Annotated in this window: 14 protein-coding genes and 1 pseudogene; 1 reads left to right on the forward strand and 14 read right to left on the reverse strand. The window is 51.0% G+C overall.

What is annotated here, in order from left to right; translation table 11 throughout:
- Nucleotides 1-56: 56 nt before the first annotated feature.
- Nucleotides 57-820, forward strand: a pseudogene (locus MKX74_RS28250) (IS5 family transposase).
- Here the strand turns inward: MKX74_RS28250 and MKX74_RS22155 are convergent.
- From MKX74_RS22155 to MKX74_RS22220, 14 genes are all read right to left on the reverse strand, one after another.
- Nucleotides 801-2,171 (reverse strand): hypothetical protein, encoded by a 1,371-nt coding sequence (locus MKX74_RS22155; RefSeq protein WP_341179867.1) that lies wholly within the window; start codon nt 2,169-2,171, stop codon nt 801-803. The pseudogene MKX74_RS28250 and the gene MKX74_RS22155 overlap by 20 nt on opposite strands.
- 126 nt (nt 2,172-2,297) lie before the next feature.
- Complete coding sequence (locus MKX74_RS22160) at nt 2,298-2,762, reverse strand: hypothetical protein (protein WP_341179868.1); 465 nt, start codon at nt 2,760-2,762, stop codon at nt 2,298-2,300.
- 19 nt (nt 2,763-2,781) lie between these two features.
- Entirely contained in the window at nt 2,782-5,652 is a 2,871-nt protein-coding gene (locus tag MKX74_RS22165; protein ID WP_341179869.1) for an EndoU domain-containing protein, read from the reverse strand.
- Between the two features lie 62 nt (nt 5,653-5,714).
- Entirely contained in the window at nt 5,715-6,158 is a 444-nt protein-coding gene (locus MKX74_RS22170) for a PAAR-like protein (protein WP_133567931.1), read from the reverse strand.
- A gap of 148 nt (nt 6,159-6,306) precedes the next feature.
- Nucleotides 6,307-7,740 carry a phage baseplate assembly protein V gene (locus MKX74_RS22175; RefSeq protein WP_341179870.1) on the reverse strand — a complete coding sequence of 478 codons (1,434 nt, stop codon included), beginning with the start codon at nt 7,738-7,740 and terminating at the stop codon, nt 6,307-6,309.
- A complete protein-coding gene (locus MKX74_RS22180; RefSeq protein WP_341178187.1) occupies nt 7,737-8,423 on the reverse strand; it encodes a hypothetical protein in 687 nt (228 codons plus the stop codon). The genes MKX74_RS22175 and MKX74_RS22180 overlap by 4 nt, the downstream gene beginning before the upstream one ends.
- A 112-nt stretch (nt 8,424-8,535) precedes the next feature.
- Nucleotides 8,536-9,060: a hypothetical protein gene (locus MKX74_RS22185; RefSeq protein ID WP_341178186.1), complete on the reverse strand. Its 525-nt coding sequence runs from the start codon at nt 9,058-9,060 to the stop codon at nt 8,536-8,538.
- Complete coding sequence (locus MKX74_RS22190) at nt 9,057-10,202, reverse strand: pentapeptide repeat-containing protein (RefSeq protein WP_341179871.1); 1,146 nt, start codon at nt 10,200-10,202, stop codon at nt 9,057-9,059. The genes MKX74_RS22185 and MKX74_RS22190 overlap by 4 nt, the downstream gene beginning before the upstream one ends.
- A 432-nt stretch (nt 10,203-10,634) precedes the next feature.
- Nucleotides 10,635-11,429 (reverse strand): glycosyltransferase family 2 protein, encoded by a 795-nt coding sequence (locus MKX74_RS22195; RefSeq protein ID WP_341179872.1) that lies wholly within the window; start codon nt 11,427-11,429, stop codon nt 10,635-10,637.
- Nucleotides 11,430-11,444: 15 nt separating this feature from the next.
- Nucleotides 11,445-12,599, reverse strand: a complete 1,155-nt coding sequence (locus MKX74_RS22200) for a glycosyltransferase family 2 protein (protein ID WP_341179873.1) — start codon at nt 12,597-12,599, stop codon at nt 11,445-11,447.
- Between the two features lie 504 nt (nt 12,600-13,103).
- Nucleotides 13,104-13,814: a glycosyltransferase gene (locus MKX74_RS22205; protein ID WP_341179874.1), complete on the reverse strand. Its 711-nt coding sequence runs from the start codon at nt 13,812-13,814 to the stop codon at nt 13,104-13,106.
- Nucleotides 13,811-14,647: a dTDP-4-dehydrorhamnose reductase family protein gene (locus tag MKX74_RS22210; protein ID WP_341179875.1), complete on the reverse strand. Its 837-nt coding sequence runs from the start codon at nt 14,645-14,647 to the stop codon at nt 13,811-13,813. Before MKX74_RS22210 ends, MKX74_RS22205 begins: the two co-directional genes overlap by 4 nt.
- A 63-nt stretch (nt 14,648-14,710) precedes the next feature.
- On the reverse strand, nt 14,711-15,802 hold the full coding sequence (gene wecB / locus MKX74_RS22215) for a non-hydrolyzing UDP-N-acetylglucosamine 2-epimerase (protein WP_341179876.1): 1,092 nt from the start codon (nt 15,800-15,802) through the stop codon (nt 14,711-14,713).
- A complete protein-coding gene (locus MKX74_RS22220) occupies nt 15,799-17,391 on the reverse strand; it encodes a glycosyltransferase family 4 protein (protein ID WP_341179877.1) in 1,593 nt (530 codons plus the stop codon). The genes wecB and MKX74_RS22220 overlap by 4 nt, the downstream gene beginning before the upstream one ends.
- Nucleotides 17,392-17,395: the final 4 nt, after the last annotated feature.

Consider the following 17,395-nt stretch of genomic DNA (forward strand, 5'->3'; position numbering starts at 1 on the left):
CTTTAGGGCGTGTCTTCAAACTGATTAAATGGTAATACATGGGTTAATTATATTAAATGAATACACGATACGAAATTCACGAGAGACAATGGCGGCTAATTCAAGATTTGTTCCCACCTGAACGAAAACCACAAGGAGGACGTCCCGCAGTGGACAATCGAATCATGTTAAATGCAATGCTTTGGGTGGCTCGTTCAGGCGCCCCTTGGCGTGATCTTCCAGACCACTTCCCCAATTGGAAATCCGTCTACACCCGCTTTCGACGCTGGTAGCAAGCGGGTATTTGGGATGAAGTGCTAAAGCATGTTTCCCTCGATCCTGACGAGGAAAGCGTGATGATTGACGCCACAATTGTGCGAGTTCACCAGCATGGATCAGGCGCAAAAGGGGGCAAAGCAAGCAAGCGATCGGACGTTCCCGAGGTGGATTAAGCACGAAAATTCATGCGGTAGTTGACGCGTTAGGAAATCCACTTCGCTTCGACTTGACCGGAGGCGAAGCACATGACTCCGTCCAAGGTTTCAACATCCTTAAAAGTATGAAACTGACCCGGAAGCAAGTCTTGGCCGACCGAGCGTATGATACGAATGCTATTCGGGTCTTTTTGAAGGAACAACAGGCCATACCGGTGATTCCCGGAAAGAAAAATCGCCGAATGACCCTAAAATACGATCGTGATGTCTACAAAGAGCGCCATTTGGTGGAATGCTTCTTTAATAAAGTAAAGAATTATCGTCGTTTGGCGACTCGTTATGATAAATTAGCGTGTACGTTCAAGTCTTTTTTGGCCTTGGCATCCATTATGGTGTGGCTTGCTTGAGTTTGAAGACACGCCCTAAATAATGGTATGATCTTTGTAATTTTTCAGCATTACTGACCTGCTCACTTATTTCAATTTTAGGGGCTTGTCCTGTTCCCTCAGTCTTACGACTATTTGAAGCTCCCTGGTAATTCAATGTATCGTCAAATTCATCAATCGGACGGTTGACACCGGGGCCACCTTTCTCCTTAGGCTGCGGATCTACAGTTGTCTTACCTGCCGTCGAGCTTAGGGCTCTGCCCTCCATATACGCCGTACCTGCACCGTAAGCAGTAACAACTGCTGAATCAATTTTAAACCACCGACTCGCATTTTCAAATGACAGTCGGTCCATTTCTTCAACCGTTAGCGTCGATAAGTCCTTACCTTGCTTTTGCAGCTTATCCAGCTCATACACGAGATATGAATTATGTCCAAGCTCCTCTTGGCTTAGTCTTTCAGAAGCCTTACTTCCATAAAGCCATACTAGATAATACTGCTGCGCCTGATAGAAGCCCTCCTTCTCTCCACCATAGAGCTTACTATCGGGATTGCGTGCTTTGATCGCCGCCAGAGTCTCCTTCTCTATCTTCGGCCTTAATAGATCTTTCTCCATATGCAAGGCCATATACGTACTATATCGCTGCTTCCGCTTCATCTCATCCTTCATGGCCTTAATGAGCTCTTCCGCCATCGGCGTTCTGCCGAACATTCTGGCAGCGGTATACGCCTTGCCCAGCAGCGGACCACCCACAATCGACAATAGATGCTGACCGAATATGCTCGAACTGGAACGTCCTCTGGCTCCTCCTGATGATACATGGCCCATGAACGGCATCGTACCAGCGATCGCCACAGCGACAACGGCACCCACAGCAGCGGCCACCGGGCTTGCTCCCAAAGCCGGAATCATGCCTGCCACCGCCTGACCCAGCTTCAGCGCATGGAGTTGCGCCCCCATCAGATTAGCCGCAGGAGGCTTGGCCCCCTTCACTTCCCTTCGAATTCGAGGAGCTGCCACCTGACGAGGAGTCTCCACCCTCTCCCCCGGAAGCACCGGGCGGGTCTCCGGGAGTCGGGGCTCCGGCAATAGGCGGTCCCAGATCGGCTCCAGATCCGCTACGAAGACCGGGCGCTTCACCGTTCCCTCCAGCTTCACCTGTGCTGAACGCAGATCGGTCTCACCGTCCAGCACGAGACTGCTGCCTCCGGCATGCAGATAGATGGCACTACCTGCATCCACCTGCACACGACGATCTGCATGGAGCGAAAGACGACTCTTGGCAGAGACCGACAGGCTGCTGTCACTGCTCACCTGCACGCTACCAGAGTGAAGTCGGATGTCTACCTTTCCACACACAAAAAAGCTCATTCCTACTCATATAGTGGGAATGAGCTTGAAATTTTATCAAGTGTTTATACATTTTTTAGTATTTGGTTTGTTGGTTGTACTGTACGATCTTGTTGTAGAGAATTTAAAAAGTTTACATAAAACTCTTTACATATCCTGTCGACTCTGTAGTTCATACACCTCAATACATTTTTTATTTATCCAATCCACTGCTAATTCTGCTTCTTCTCTTAACATAACGCCTCTCTGGCACTTATACTGAAAATTTTCTTTTGCCCAGACCAGTATGATCTTTGTATATTCTAAAGTCTCAATTTTACATGTGCTGTCTTCATCATCATCTTCAGCAAAGATATCTTCAATGGTTGTAAAAAATTCATCTGATTTTATTAAGTTCACATTTCCCCCACCTTCGTATAAAGTTACCTTTCCTGATAGTAATTCAAGTAATTTTTCGATTTCGTCCTTTACAGTAGCAAAATCGCCAAAAACATCCGAACCTAGTGAATTACTAATCAGAAAACCATTCTTTAATGATGTATCTATACCGAAATCCAAAATAACCTCATTAAAATCTTCATTGAATTCAGTTGTATACAAATATTTAATCATGTTGTTATCTCCATTCTTCTTAATACAACGGATATGCTGATGTAATTTTCCCATTTTTCACAACAAATTCAATAGTCATTCCTGTACTCGCAGTCCCTCTATATCTATTATTCTTGTAAACAACTTTGTTATTGAAAGCTATATTTATCTCGTCAATTACTTGTTGCGGTGTCCAATCTTTCGGAAAAAACGTAGTCTTCGCTTTCTTTAGTATTCCATCAACCTCTATATTGGCTCTATATACACCATACTCATTAGGGGTATCAACATTTCCAACAATTTTCCCCTTACTATTTGGCATACCTTCATAATGAAATCCAACTGCTTGTCCCTTTATAATTTCGCCCTCAAAAATATGATTTAATGCGTTGCTCGTCGTTCCTTTTTTAAAAGTATCCGTATTCTTTAAATCATCGAGATTCCAATTAACATTTCCTGTCCCCTCAGTCTTACGACTATTTGCAGCTCCCTGGTAATTCAATGTATCGTCAAATTCATCAATCGGACGGTTAACACCGGGGCCACCTTTCTCCTTAGGCTGCGGATCTACAGTTGTCTTACCTACCGTCGAGCTTAGGGCTCTGCCCTCCATATACGCGGTGCCTGCACCGTAAGTAGTAACAACCGCTGAATCAATTTTAAACCACCGACTCGCATTTTCAAATGACAGTCGGTCCATTTCTTCAACCGTTAACTTCGATAAATCCTGGCCTTTCTTTTGCAAGCTGTGCAATTGATAGATGAGGTATGAGTTATGCCCCAATTCCTCTTGGCTCAAGCGCTCCGTTGCCTTGCTCCCATAAAGCCACACCAAGTAGTACTGCTGCGCCTGATAGAACCCTTCCTGCTCTCCACCGTACAACTTGCTCTCTGGATTTCTTGCCTTGATCTCCGCTAGTGTCTGCTTGCCGATGTCTGCATTCGGCCTTAGCATATCCTTCTCCATGTGCAGAGCCATATACGTACTATACCGCTGCTTCCGCTTCATCTCATCCTTCATGGCCTTAATGAGCTCTTCGGCCATCGGCGTTCTGCCGAACATTCTGGCAGCGGTATACGCCTTGCCCAGCAGCGGACCACCCACAATCGACAATAGATGCTGACCGAATATGCTCGAACTGGAACGTCCTCTGGCTCCTCCTGATGATACATGGCCCATGAACGGCATCGCACCAGCGACTGCCACAGCGACAACGGCACCAACAGCAGCGACCACCGGGCTTGCACCTAAGACTGGGATCATACCCGCCACTGCCTGACCCAGCTTCAGCGCATTGAGTTGCGTCCCCATCAGATTAGCCGCAGGAGCTTGGCCCCCTTCACTTCCCTTCGAATTCGAAGAGCTGCGACCTGACGAGGAATCTCCACCCTCTCCCCCGGAAGCGTCCGGCGAGTCTCCGGGAGTCGGGGCTCCGGCAATAGGCGGTTCCCAGATCGGCTCCAGATCCGCTACGAAGACTGGGCGCTTCACCGTTCCCTCCAGCTTCACCTGTGCTGAGCGCAGATCGGTCTCACCGTCCAGCACGAGACTGCTGCCTCCGGCATGCAGATAGATGGCACTACCTGCATCCACCTGCACACGACGATCTGCATGGAGCGACAGACGACTCTTGGCAGAGACCGACAGGCTGCTGTCACTGCTCACCTGCACGCCACCAGAGTGAAGTCGGATGTCTACCTTTCCACTGCTCGCCGTCAGCGTCAATTCAGAGGGGCTGAGCTGTATTGACTTCCCCGCCGCCGTACCCCACACCTTCACTTGGGGATCAGCCAGCCTCGCTGACGCTGACTTGGCCCGACGGATCGAGGCCGTTGCCACAGCCTCCGCCTCCCGTACATTCGGAAAATAGACCTGAACCTGGTCGCCCACCTCCGGCATGACATACCAGCCGCTATGCCCCTCGGCACTATAGAGCGTTCCGTATGGGAACCACCACGCCTTCGCAGGGTCCTGCTGCTCGTCCACCTCCAGATGCACACGCAGGCGATCCTCCTTGACCTCCAGCACCTTGCCTTCCAGGATGGCCCCTGTCAATCTTGAATTGTGTTGCAGCGGCTTATGAATGCTACCTTCAGGCATCAGGCGGTACTCATGGAGCAACAGTTCTCTTTGGGTGCTCGTCGTGATCTCACCGACGGTCCAGTTCGTTCCCGCCCACTCTACCTCATCTCCCGGCTGGGCCTGTGTTCCGCTCTCTAATATATGGTTGAATTCCGCCGTGGCGTCCTTATCGAAGCTCCGTCTCAGCCGATAATGGGCGTTGTCCAAGCTGACGGAGCGTCCCTCGGGTACGCCGAACCAGAGCTTCGGACCAGGAAGCGTCACCTCAGGAACCAGCACCGTTCCAAAACGGGATGCCATCCGTTGCAGGAATGCCCAGTCGGTCTCCTGATACTGGACGAGAAGCTCACCAAGCTTGACTTCATCGCCAACCATCTGGATGCAGTCCGCATCGGGATAAAGCTCTAGCACCTGCCGAATAAGCTCAGCGTACGTCATTTGCGAGTCCTGAAAAGAACGCGTCCGTGGTCTGACGTCCAGTTGATAGGTATGAGACACCGCCTCCAGCTCTACGGTGTATACCCCTCGAACCATGCTCATGCGCACCTGCTGGAGCTCTCCATGAAACAGCGTCCGTGCGGGCTGACCCTCCTCCCCTCGGAGCGTAAGTATGAGCGGCTGATCCGCTCGGGCCTGCTCTAGCACGCGTCCCTGTTGCTCCTCATCTACAATTCCCATCAGGAACAGTCTGGCGTGATTGTGCAGTGGGCGGCTCATTCGCATGTCTGAAATCCGTTGCAGTGCAAATGGCGCTGACAACTCCAGCCGATGCAGTGGAATGTGACTGGGCTCTACTTTTGTGCTCTGATTGGTCGGAATCTCACTCACCACCATTCTTCCTCATCTCGTTGTTCCTCCCCTGTCTTCCCTTCCTTGTGATGAACGTCCGCTCAGTCGAGGTTCTGTCCATCATCGTCAATTCGAATCATGCCTCCATACATGCAGGCGTTAGAGCAGCTTTGCAGCAGCGCTGGCTGACCTTCAATCAGCACATCCTTCTTGCCTCCAATCCATGCTCCCGTGATGACCGGGACACACGGTGCTTTGGGCACTCCGTAGATATCTACCAGTTTGCTCGCCTTCACCGCAGGGTTGGCCTTACACCAGCACCTGCCAAAGCCAGATATGTTCACTCCCGGCTCACAATCGCCGACATTCATTTGCGCCTTGCCTTTGATATATACACCATGGCTTAGCGGGCGCTTCAGCCGAGTGGGCTGTGTGCCGAAGCTACAGCTTAGAATGGCCCCGGCTACGACATATCCCAGCTTACTTCCCTTTCCGGGCCGCAGATCTTCCTTCCCGGCAGAAGCACTATTCCCTGTCTGTGACAATACCCTCACTCCTTTGCGGCATCATGGCCACCGCATCCTGATCTCCTAACATTTATCTCTCTCAAACTGCTCTTGCCTACTTCTACTTCAACCTGTCTACAGATCAATTGAAGTCTGCATATGGTCTCTCTCTGTAGTTTCTTTCCTGCTAATTCGTCTTCACCTCACTGCCCATGACCGTCGTCTGACCGCCCAGAGACACCGTACTGCCCTGACTAGAGAGCTGGATTTCCTGTCCTGCCGTGATCTTGACCTTGTCTCCTGCACTCAGCGAGATATTTCCACCTGCACTGAGGCTGATCTCTTGATCACTCGTAATATGAATACCTTCCTTCTCATTCAAGCGAATAAAGACGGCTCCGTCCTTGCTGGAAATGATGATCTCATCCGGTGTCAGCCGAATTTCTTTACCGTGTGGGGTACGAAAAATCTTCACCTGCGGATTACTGAAACGGTTCTGTCCCTGCTGTCCCTCCTCACTCCGTCCCTCCCGTGCTGAGCTGCTGGCGAAAGCCCCGTCCTCCAGATGCGCCGGAAAGGTAATGCGTACGCGATCCCCCAGCTCTGGCATCACATACCAGCCGCTATGCCCTTCAGCGGTATAGGGAGAAGCATACGGGAACCAATAGGCTACTGCTGCCTCCTGAGTCTGATCGATATCCAGATGTACACGCACCCGATCTCGCTCCACCTGAATGACGCTGCCCAGCAGCGATAAGCCTGTCAGCTGTTCATTGAACAGCTCGCGGTGCCGGAGACCTTTATGCGTCGTCATAGTGTATTCGTGCGTTAAGATGCCTTGCGTCATGCGGGTATGGACCTTGTATACGTACAGACTTTTACCTTGAAAGGCCACCTGGCTGCCCAGATCCAGCACTTGCTCGGTCTCCAGCCCATAATCCACGAAATCCTGCTCATTCACCGGGGTCGTATCATTTCCGTTAAAATGACGATACGTCTCGATCCGTTTACTGACCGTATAATGATAGTTGGACAGATTCAGGCCAGAGGGCGTTTCCTCCACGCCAAAATATAATTTGGGGGTATCAAAGTTCGATGCAGGACTGAGGGAAGTCCGATAGCGCGAAGCCATGCGCTTCAGGAATGCCCAATCCGTCTCGGCATATTGGACCGTAAGCCTTCTTAAGGCCGCACCGCCTGTGGCAGAGTCGATCAGGTCAAAGCCAGGATAGTCCTTTCCTACGATGTGCAGCATCGTCTCGACTGTCATATTCTTGTCCTGGAAGGATCGACTTCTGGGGCGAATATCCAGCTGATAGCTGTACGACACCGCATCCACCTCCAGATAGTACACATCCCGTACGACCTTGATCTCGATGTTCAGTACCGTGCCGTGAAACAAAGCAGCCTGGCTGCCGTCCTCTTTAAGCTGGAATACACCCACAGGAGAATCTGCTGCCGTCATCTGCACATAGCTGTCCTTCCATTCCTCAGGCACCATGGCGGTAAACGACAGCCGTGTGTGCTCATTCATCTGCTTGCGAATATGAAGCTCCTGAATGCGCACGTGCTCGTAGGGGGTGATGTGTAGTAAATCATACGTCGTTCGCGGGGTCGTCATAGTGTCTCTCCTTTCGTAGGGATCATCTTCAGGGTGGCTAACATCCGGTAGGCAAGTGGTCTCCAGATGGGTAGATGCTCAGCCGTACAGTTAAAGGTGCCGATTAAGGCCTGGCCCTCCAGCTCCGTGAAGAACATCAGATGATACAGCAAGTCATTCCATACAGGCGTCGTGAATTCACAATAGCCGAGCTGTCGACCGTGAATGTCCACCAAGCCCTCGCTCTGCCATTCCTGAATGCGCTGTGTCTCTTTAATGACGGCTGTCATGTCCATCGTGAGCTGCTCTACATCCTGTGGGCCGATATCGCTGTCGATCCAGTTCAAAGCCAGATTGATGCTCCCCTCCTGATTCGTCAGGATCAGGGATGGACGATGGGCGGACGGATACTTCATTTGCTTGAGCTCCGGTGCCATCTCATGAAATGTAACTGGCATCGTCATCCCTACTCGTCCATCCAGCAGCAGACGTTCTGCGAACATCAGAATCTCTCCGTCTACACGACGCATTCCCTTCAGCCACTGCTCTGAAGCTTCCCCGAGTGCGATAGCTTCCTCTAATGTTCCTGTCTTTGCGATCCCCAGATCCTCAAGGCCCTCAACTTCTTCCGCTGGCTCCTCCTGTTGGATTTGGCGCAGGCTAACCATCATTTCATCCAGGTGCTTCTTCTCCAGATGTTCCATGGATACTCCTCCTTCTTGTTGACTGGCTTGCTATACGTCATGAGATCAAGCTCTGCTCCATAGCTGACTTTCGTTACTTGACCGTGAACTTAAGCATCCATGCTCCATTCCTCTACTGCAGCTCAGCCTCTTCCAATTGCATGCCAATGAATCCTCTGCGTAGCATACTTTCTGCAAGCACAAGCTCCACAATGAGGTACGGTTCACGCAATCCCCGCAATCGCGCCAAAGGCTGCTGTTGCATTCCCTGCTGATTCACGACGAGCTTTTGTAGCCCACCTCCAAGCTGCCACTCGCTCCGCGTACCAATACCATCGACAAGTGGAGGCTGGACAAGCCAGTAGAGCCGCTGCTCCATTCGATCCAGATCACGCAGCAGCGCCATCCGGCTGAATAGCTGTGGCATATAGAAGCGCAGCAGTTCATGCACGGAATCGGACACGAGCAGCAGCTCACCAAGCATCAGATCAGGATAGACCGTAAGATCATGGCCTCGCACGCGGAACTGGGCTGCACTGGACTCTGGCCATTGTGTCCAATCCGCGAGACTCAAGTCCTCTCCATTCGCCTCTTCATCCCATACAGGGATAGCCGGATACACCATGCTGTGCTCCGGCTTGCCGATCCAATATTTCATGATTCCACCAGCTTCCTATTCGTTGCTACCTTACTCATCCGCTCTAATCCCACGGATACATCAGAAGAAAATTGTGCTCCTTCCAGCCAAGCCCCGTGAAGCATAGCCTCATCCACATGTAAGGCTCCCCGAAAATCAGCACCGGGCAACCAAGCGCCTGTAAAATCTGCACCCGCCAGATTAGCACCGGTAAAGCATACCGGCTCATAACCAGGTCGTTCCCAGTGCTTCTCCGCCAATAAGCCTGCCATTCCAACACAACCTCGAAAAGACGCATCACGCAGGTCTGCTCCTGTAAAGCTTGCCTCTGCCAGAAATGCCCCGCTGAAATCTGCATCACATAAGTCCGCTTCATCCCAGCGAGAGCCTACTAAATAGCCATTCGTGAATAAGCTTCCTTTACAGGAGCTTCCTCGCAGATCGCTATAATACAAATGAATTCCCGTATAATCTCCCTGCGACAGCTCGGCATGACGAAACACCTCACCGGAATACGCAAATCCATGTCTGCCTGACAGTTCATTCCCTAGCTCTTCTGCAGAGCGCTCTCTGCGATCTACCTTATACACAATCTCGCTGAGATCCCGATATTCGCCGACGCGAATTTCACATTCACGCTCAAGTCGGACACGGTTCAAGGCAGGCATCAGCTTATCTTCATGAAGTCGCAAGGTATAGCGGGCTAATGCAAGCACGTACTGATGGACGAATGCTGCCGTATGCATGATCCTTCGCTGCACATCTGTCGGGTCAATCGCTCCAGCATATTTTTTGGCCAGCTGCAACAGCTCCGCCTCCAAAGGCTTCAAGAAGCCATAGGCCCAGGACGCGTCGTAGCACGCAGAGTACGCCTGTTCGTCAAGGAACCATAGCCTGTTCGAGGCTTCTACCAAGTAGAGACTCTGTCCGCTGAGCATGGATGTTCGTAGTAGAGAGAATGTAATATAACCAAGCGCAGCTTGCTGCCCTTGTTCCTGCAAAGCTTCATATCCTGCGATAATCTGTTCTATGGAACACCAGAATGACTGGGCTAGCTGGGACTTATGTAGCTGATAGTAAGATTCAAGCCGTTGAAGCATATCTTGCACTCGTGGGATCACTGTATTCTGTTCAAAATGCTCCATGGCTTGGGATCTGTTCATTGCTGTCTCTCACTGCCTTTTCCAGATGGATATGTGAAGGTACAGTCACCTTTTAAAAATTGGAATGACGAGAATAAATCTTATGAATTGTTCTATTTTAAATACAATGTAATTTTACATTATAATAGTTAATTTTTACTATCAGGCTAATGTTTGAAATTAGTCTGTTGTGCCTTCACATTCGTGAAATACCCATACGCATTTCTGCAGGCTTCTCAGTATGCTAAAGGTAAATACATGCAAGAACGAGTAAGAATAGGCAAAATGCAAGGGACAGAGCTCTAACAGCTCTGTCCCTCAGTTACTTCTATGAACGGTCGATTTCGATCTCCAGAAATCTGCAAAACATCTATTCTATACACTAAGCTATTGTCCCCATCTAATTTCCTCTGTCGCCATGTGTTCTATAATCGTGTTCTATAATCCTTGCAGTCATGTCTTGCGTCCCGTGGGAACGAGGCGGATCGACTGCCACAGCTCCGGCGGTCCGACCATCTCACAGCGATAGTGACCGCCCCAGCGCTGCAGAGCCTTTTCCGTATAGAATCGTCTCAGTTTGTTGTAGACGGCAGCATTTCGATCATGACTAAGGTTCGATTGATGGTACCGGAAGTGGTACAGATCACGGTTCACGTAGACGAATCTGTAATGATCCAGCAGTCGCAGCAGCATACGCCGATCCTCCATTTTCCGGCCACCGGTAAGCCTGTCGATCTCCCAGCCTCCGACACGTCTGACACTAGAGGTTCGGTAGAAGCGAGGCTGCACCATGGGATCATATACGGCAAAGTCATACCTGCTTGCGAAGCTTCGCTGCTTCACGGTCTTGTGATAATGCAGCTGTCCTCCATACTCATGCCAATGTACAGTATTCCCGTAAGCAAGTGCTGTAGTTGCAGGCTGTCTGGTCATCGCATTATACAGCACCTGTACAGCATCCCGCTCGATCCAGTCATCGCCGTCCACCTGAATGAAGTATTCGGTCCTGATATGCTTAAGCGCCTCATTCAGTACATGACAGATCCCTTGATTAACCTTGCGTACAATAATTCGGGTACGGGCTGGGTCTGCATGTCGTCTGGCAATCGCAACAGTCGGGTCTGTCGAGGCATCATCAATGATCAGTAACTGCCAGTCCCGATAGGTCTGAGCATGAATGGACTCCAGAGTGCGCTGGATGTAGGCTGCCTTGTTATAGGTAGGGACGACAATCGTCACCTGACTCATGCAAGCTCACACTCCTTAGGTGCCGGGGCCCGTCCCCGGTCCTGTTCCAGGTCCTGTGTTGGGTCCAGTCCCCAAGCCCATGCCAGGAGCAGATCCCAGTCCCTTCCCTTCCGTAATCTTCAAGCCTGTGTACGCTGCTGCTGGAGGGGTAGAGGAGGTAGAAGATATGGGTGGTGTTGGCGGCAATAATGGCGCCTTTGGTGGTGCTGGTGCCTTTGCTATCGGTGGTGGAGTGGCTACCTTTGGTGCCGCTGTTACAGCAGGCTTAGCCGTACTGGCAGGGGCTATTGAAGGCGTCGGCGGCGAAGTTGGGATGTCTGGCGGTGCCTGAAGTGGCTGAGGTACAAGCCCCGGCTTGAGTGGTGGGGACAATCCTCTGGCCGTCTTCAGTGGAATGAGACGATCCAGTCGCTTCCAGCCAACCCCGAAGGTCAGAATGACCGGCTTGTATTCATTTCCCCAGCGGCTTAACGCATTGTGGATCGTCCATTCTGCCATCTCGGCATACACACGAACATTATTGGTCTGATTCGTGTCATGACGACGGTGGTTATAGAGCAGCTTATCAATCCAATGGAAATGATATTGCTCAATCAGACGGAGCAATACACGCTTATCCTCCAGATATCTGCCGCCATATTTGTCATCAATGGGCCAGCCCCCGATCGAGCGCAGTGCGGATACCCGATAGCATCGCGGCCATACCGACGAATTGGCGAGCAGGAAGGCATACTTGTCTTTGTAGTGCCGACCCTTGTAGACCTCGGTCATCAGACGATTGCCATACGCGTCCTCATGGACAATATGAATGTTGCCTGAGATGACGGCTACCTTTTCCGGAAGCTTGGCGGCCTCCTTCACCATAACCTCCAGCGTATACGGGAAGAACCAATCATCCGCATCCAGTTGAATGACAAGTGGGGTCTTTACCTGGGACAATCCCTTGTTCATTGCCTTTGATTGTCCAACATTCCGTACAGTCTTAAGCAACATGACCCGCGGATCCTGCAAATATCTTTTCAATCCAGGCGAGTAAGGCTGTGTTGACCCGTCATCCACGAGAATAAGCTTCCACTGGCTGTAGGTCTGTCTAAATACACTTTCGATAGCTTCCAGCAGAAAGGGGCCTGGATTATAGAACGGGATGAGCACTGTAATCTGTTCGTTCAAACCTGTAACACCCTCCTTCAAGGTTCCTGCAAAGCTGTCCGGTGCAAGGAAGCTGCTACCAGAGCTCTATTTAATATATTCATAGCAGCAAGAAAAGATATGGTCAGCGGAACAAGCCATGCACAGAATCCGCATGTACCCTGACTGTACGCAACACGCAACCTTTCACAAAGCTCAGGATTGGATGCACCAGATTGATGTGCCACCCTACTTGTATGATAAGCATCGTTGTTAGCAGAAAGAGGGGAAGCCCTCGAGAAATGCAGTGGCCTTTAAGCTTGCTGTTCATCGCTGTTGATCGTTATTCATCTGAGAGGAAAGAACAGCATGCATAACAGTAGTCGATAGGGCCCCCCACTTGCCGCGGCTCTATACGCATAGTTGATCTATTCCAACCACAAGACTATAAAAAATGACCTCGCTGTCCACATCTGTTGTGGATTTTGAGGTCATTTAGAGATCACATTTCAAGATCATTTCAAGACTACTTCTGACTGTTCACCATCAGATCGTATTCAAGAACTGCTCCATCCGCGCCCGGGTTCGCCCTTGTACATAGTCATACTCACGCTGAATCACATCACGATAGCGCAGCGTCCCCATTCCCCCGTGCCAGCGGTAGCCGACCAGCGACTGATTCAGAAACGGGAAGGTATAGCCGTTCACAATCGCCCGATACCAGAAGTCTACATCATGGGTATAGGGCAGCGACTCATCGAAGAGCCCCAGGCGTTCGAATATCTCCTTCCGAAACATCACAGTACAACCGTTCACAGGATTTGCAGTCAGGAAGAAGGTGTAGAACTCCTTCAGATTGGCAAACAAAGGGGCTACCCCATGCCTGGAGATGTTACTGTGCAGATCGATATAGTCAAAGTTGGTATGAGAGATATAGACCTGGTGCTCCAGCATGAAGCATACCTGGTTGTTGATCTTATCGGGGTAAAAGAGGTCGTCGGAGCTCAGCCAAGCAATGTACTGACCGGATGCATGCCTTATCCCATGATTGAGAGCGCTGGCTGTTCCGCCGTTAGCTTTGCCCAGATAAATTATACGGGATCGATAGGGATCAAGACGTTCCTGGAACTGTGTGGAGCCATCATCGACGACGATAATCTCCACGGGGCTATACGATTGGGCAAGCACGCTTCGTACAGCCTGATCGACATAGGGACAATTATAGAACGGGATAATGACGCTAACCAGTGGCCTCAATGTACTCCTCCTTTCATCTCCCAGTCATGTAGCTCCTGCAGCATTGACTCATACGATGGCACCTGATACTGCAGATCCTTGCGAGTAGAGAGCAAGGTCTTGTCTTGCACGATTCCCGCCTCTGGCCGGATTGTAATATCGTCACGGCTCCAGATGCGCTTAAACAGTACTAAGAGATCATGCTTGCTGATCGGCTGAGGTACGGCCAGATGGATGAGCCCATCGAGCTGTTCATTCAGTAAGGCATCAATCGCCTTGGCCAGCTCCAGCGTGGTTACTCCATTCCACATAACCCTCGTATAGCCAGCTACCTCCCCGGATTGCTGCATGAACCAGTGCATGAGGCCGATCGCCCGGGACCGTATCTCAGGACCAATAATGGATGTGCGTATCGTGAGATGTCCTGGCTCATGTATTTCCCCCAGAATCTTCGTTAACGCGTAGGCGCTTGTACCATCTGGTGGGTCAGTCTCGGTATAGCGACCGCGTGATCCGGAGAAGACACAGTCCGTACTGATATGAATGACCCTCGCACCTACCTGATTCGCACTCTCCACCAAGCGATGCGGCAGCAGACCGTTGATCCAGTAAGCATCCGTCTTCTTCTGCTCTGCATGCTCATTTAGCACACCAATAGCATTAATAATGACCGCAGGACGTACAATGCGGATGAGTAGATCAACCATACTACCATCCAGCACATCTAGCAGCAGTCCTCCCTGGTCCTTGGAATCACGAGTCGTATAGAATACCTGGTGCACAGCCTGATGCTTGAAGTAATTGACCAGTACATGCCCGGCCATGCCGTTACCGCCCAGAATCAGGAGCTTCAATGAGAACCCTCCCTAATATCCATATTTCCACGACGCTTTATGGCTATCGCACTCTGCTATTGCTCATACATGTCGTTTTCCACCGAGTACATATTTGACTACAATATCCGAGACGTCCTCCGCCAGATACCCTTCCGGGCACTTCCAGCTTTGCGGCAATGAGGTCATAATGCTGACGGCCTCCGCAATCGCATCTCCGTCTAATCCTGATATGACATTGCTGCCGCAATCCACCGTCTCGGGCCGTTCGGTTGTCTTACGCATCGTGACGGTCGGTACGCCCAAAATACAGCATTCCTCCTGAACGGTACCGCTGTCCGTTAATGCGCACCAGGCGTGGGCCTCCAGCTGTACAAAATCAAAAAAGCCAAAGGGCTCATGGAATTCCACAAGTGGATGTCGAGTCATGCTGGGGCTTGCCGCAATCCGGGCAGCGGTGCGAGGATGAATGCTGCATAACATGCGCTTGCCACTGCTCGCAGCGACCTTATTCAAGCCATCCAGGATCGCTGCCAGATGCACTGGATCATCCACATTTTCGGCTCTGTGGGCCGTCACGATGCAGTAATCTCCCTTGCTAAGCCCCATGATGTCCAGAATTCGGCTTCCTTGAATATCCGACTCGTAATGCTTCATTACCTCATAGATTGGATTTCCAGTACAGACAATGCGCTGCACCGGAAATCCCTCTCGCAACAGATTCTGCTTACTCTGCTCCGTGTAAGGCATATTAATAGAAGAGATCGCATCAATGACTCTTCGGTTCTTCTCCTCTGGAACGGCCAGATCGAAGCAGCGGTTACCTGCCTCCATATGAACGACGGGGAAGCCCAGCCGCTCAGCCAGTACCGCACATAATGCACTATTCGTATCCCCCAATAACAGCACCTGATCCGGCTGCTCCTGATGAAGGATCGTCTCCATCTGTCCGAACATGGCAGAGAGCTGCTGCCCAAGTGTTCCTGCCTTCTGCTGCAGCACATAATCGGGCGCCCGCAGCCCAAGCTGGCGGAAGAACTGTCCACTCAGGCTCTCCGTATAATTCTGGCCCGTATGCACCATGATGTGCTTGTCGGCATACTGATCCAGCTTGGTCATGACCAGGCTGAGACGAATGATCTCCGGCCTGGTACCGAGTATGGTCATGATTTTCATCTTCTGCTTCCCCACCTTTTCTTGCCTCTGCCCACTTTGCCCAGCCTGTACGTTCGCTTCATACGTTGATGTATGCGGCGGCGACCCTTCAGGTGTGTACGCTGACCCTTTCGTCTTCGTATGCTCCTGCGCTTGCCTCCAGCACGTACTTGTATGAAATCTCTCACATATTCTGGCTCTGGAGCGGGCGGCAGAGCTTGCGGTAGCTCAGGTACAGCCCGATGCTGCACGGCCTCCAGCTCAGGAGCCGATTCCTGACGCCGCAGAGGCAGACTTTCAATGATCTGTGCCGGGAATTGCCGAATTCGTGGCTTGCCTTCCGAGCCTTGTGTGGTCCAGTGCCCATAACCTTCACCATTAGCATACAGAGCTCCATCTGGATGCTGTAGGCAGGGGAACCATGATGGATGCTCGGCAATCCAGCGTACGACCATATCCTTGCAGCGGCTACGATACACATCTGCCCCATACATACGCATGGATTCCTGCTGATTTCGTTTACTAACCCGCACCGCTTCCTCGCGATTGTCTATTAGGTATGCTACTTTTGCCGTTAACTCATAGCTGTTCCCTGGCTCCACCAGATAGTCACCGTTGCCGGATAGCTGCATAATCTCCACGAGGCCTCCGTGCGCAAAGGAAATGACCGGCTTGCCGTACATATGGCCCTCCAATGCCGTTAGCCCAAAGCCCTCCTCGACCATACTGGGAATGACCACCATATCCATGGCACCATAAGCCGTTGCTACGGATTCCTCGAATTTGGAAAAGCGAAAGCGTCTGCTGTAGCCGGATTCGCGAATTTTGGCCTCACATTGCTGGTAATATTCCTGCTCAATCGGCATTCCAATGATCCAGAAGCGGCAGTCCCGGTACCTGTGACACAAGGCCAGCGCCATGTCGATGAATGACTTTAGCCCTTTGGATTCGGTGATGTAGGAGGAGATATAGCCTATGCAAATATGCTCGGGGCGTAGGCGAAGCTTCTCCCGCTTGCGAGTGCGCTGAATATAGCGCTGGGCCTGCCCCATCGAATCTATGGAGGTTGTCGGGTACAGTACATCCATCCGAATCCGTATTCCAGCCTGCTGTAGCGGTCGTAACGTCGCATGGGATATGCCCACCAGCCGATCAGCCAGCCGTTCCATGATTCGTGCAGCAAGCGGAGTATACTCATTGCTACGAATAATCTCCGTAATGCCCCATATGACAGGTACTCCAGCCTCTTTAGCCGCTAGTGCAGGCAGTACATGGATACAGGTATTGACATAGATCAGATCAGGCTGATGCTCTCGAATCATGCGCACAAGAGCCGTGTATGCAGACGAATGCTTTAATTGCTCGATATCCCTCTCCAGCTCAGGGTAAGGGGTATACATGCCGTACAGCACGGGTACTTCCTGAATATGTGTGTAAATGTTATCGCGACGCGCCTCTGTAGTCAGCTTTCCCTCCTCCGGAGCGACAAGTATGCAATCGAAATAGGAGCCCACTTCCCTGCAAAAGTGGAGCAGCAGCTTCTCAGCTCCTGTAATGCTCCGATTGCTGCTAATGTGACTGAATAACATCAATGTAGGTCGTTTGCTCATCTCC

Origin of the sequence: Paenibacillus sp. FSL K6-1230, from assembly GCF_038002385.1 — a bacterium.
Classification (GTDB): Bacteria; Bacillota; Bacilli; order Paenibacillales; family Paenibacillaceae; genus Paenibacillus; species Paenibacillus massiliensis.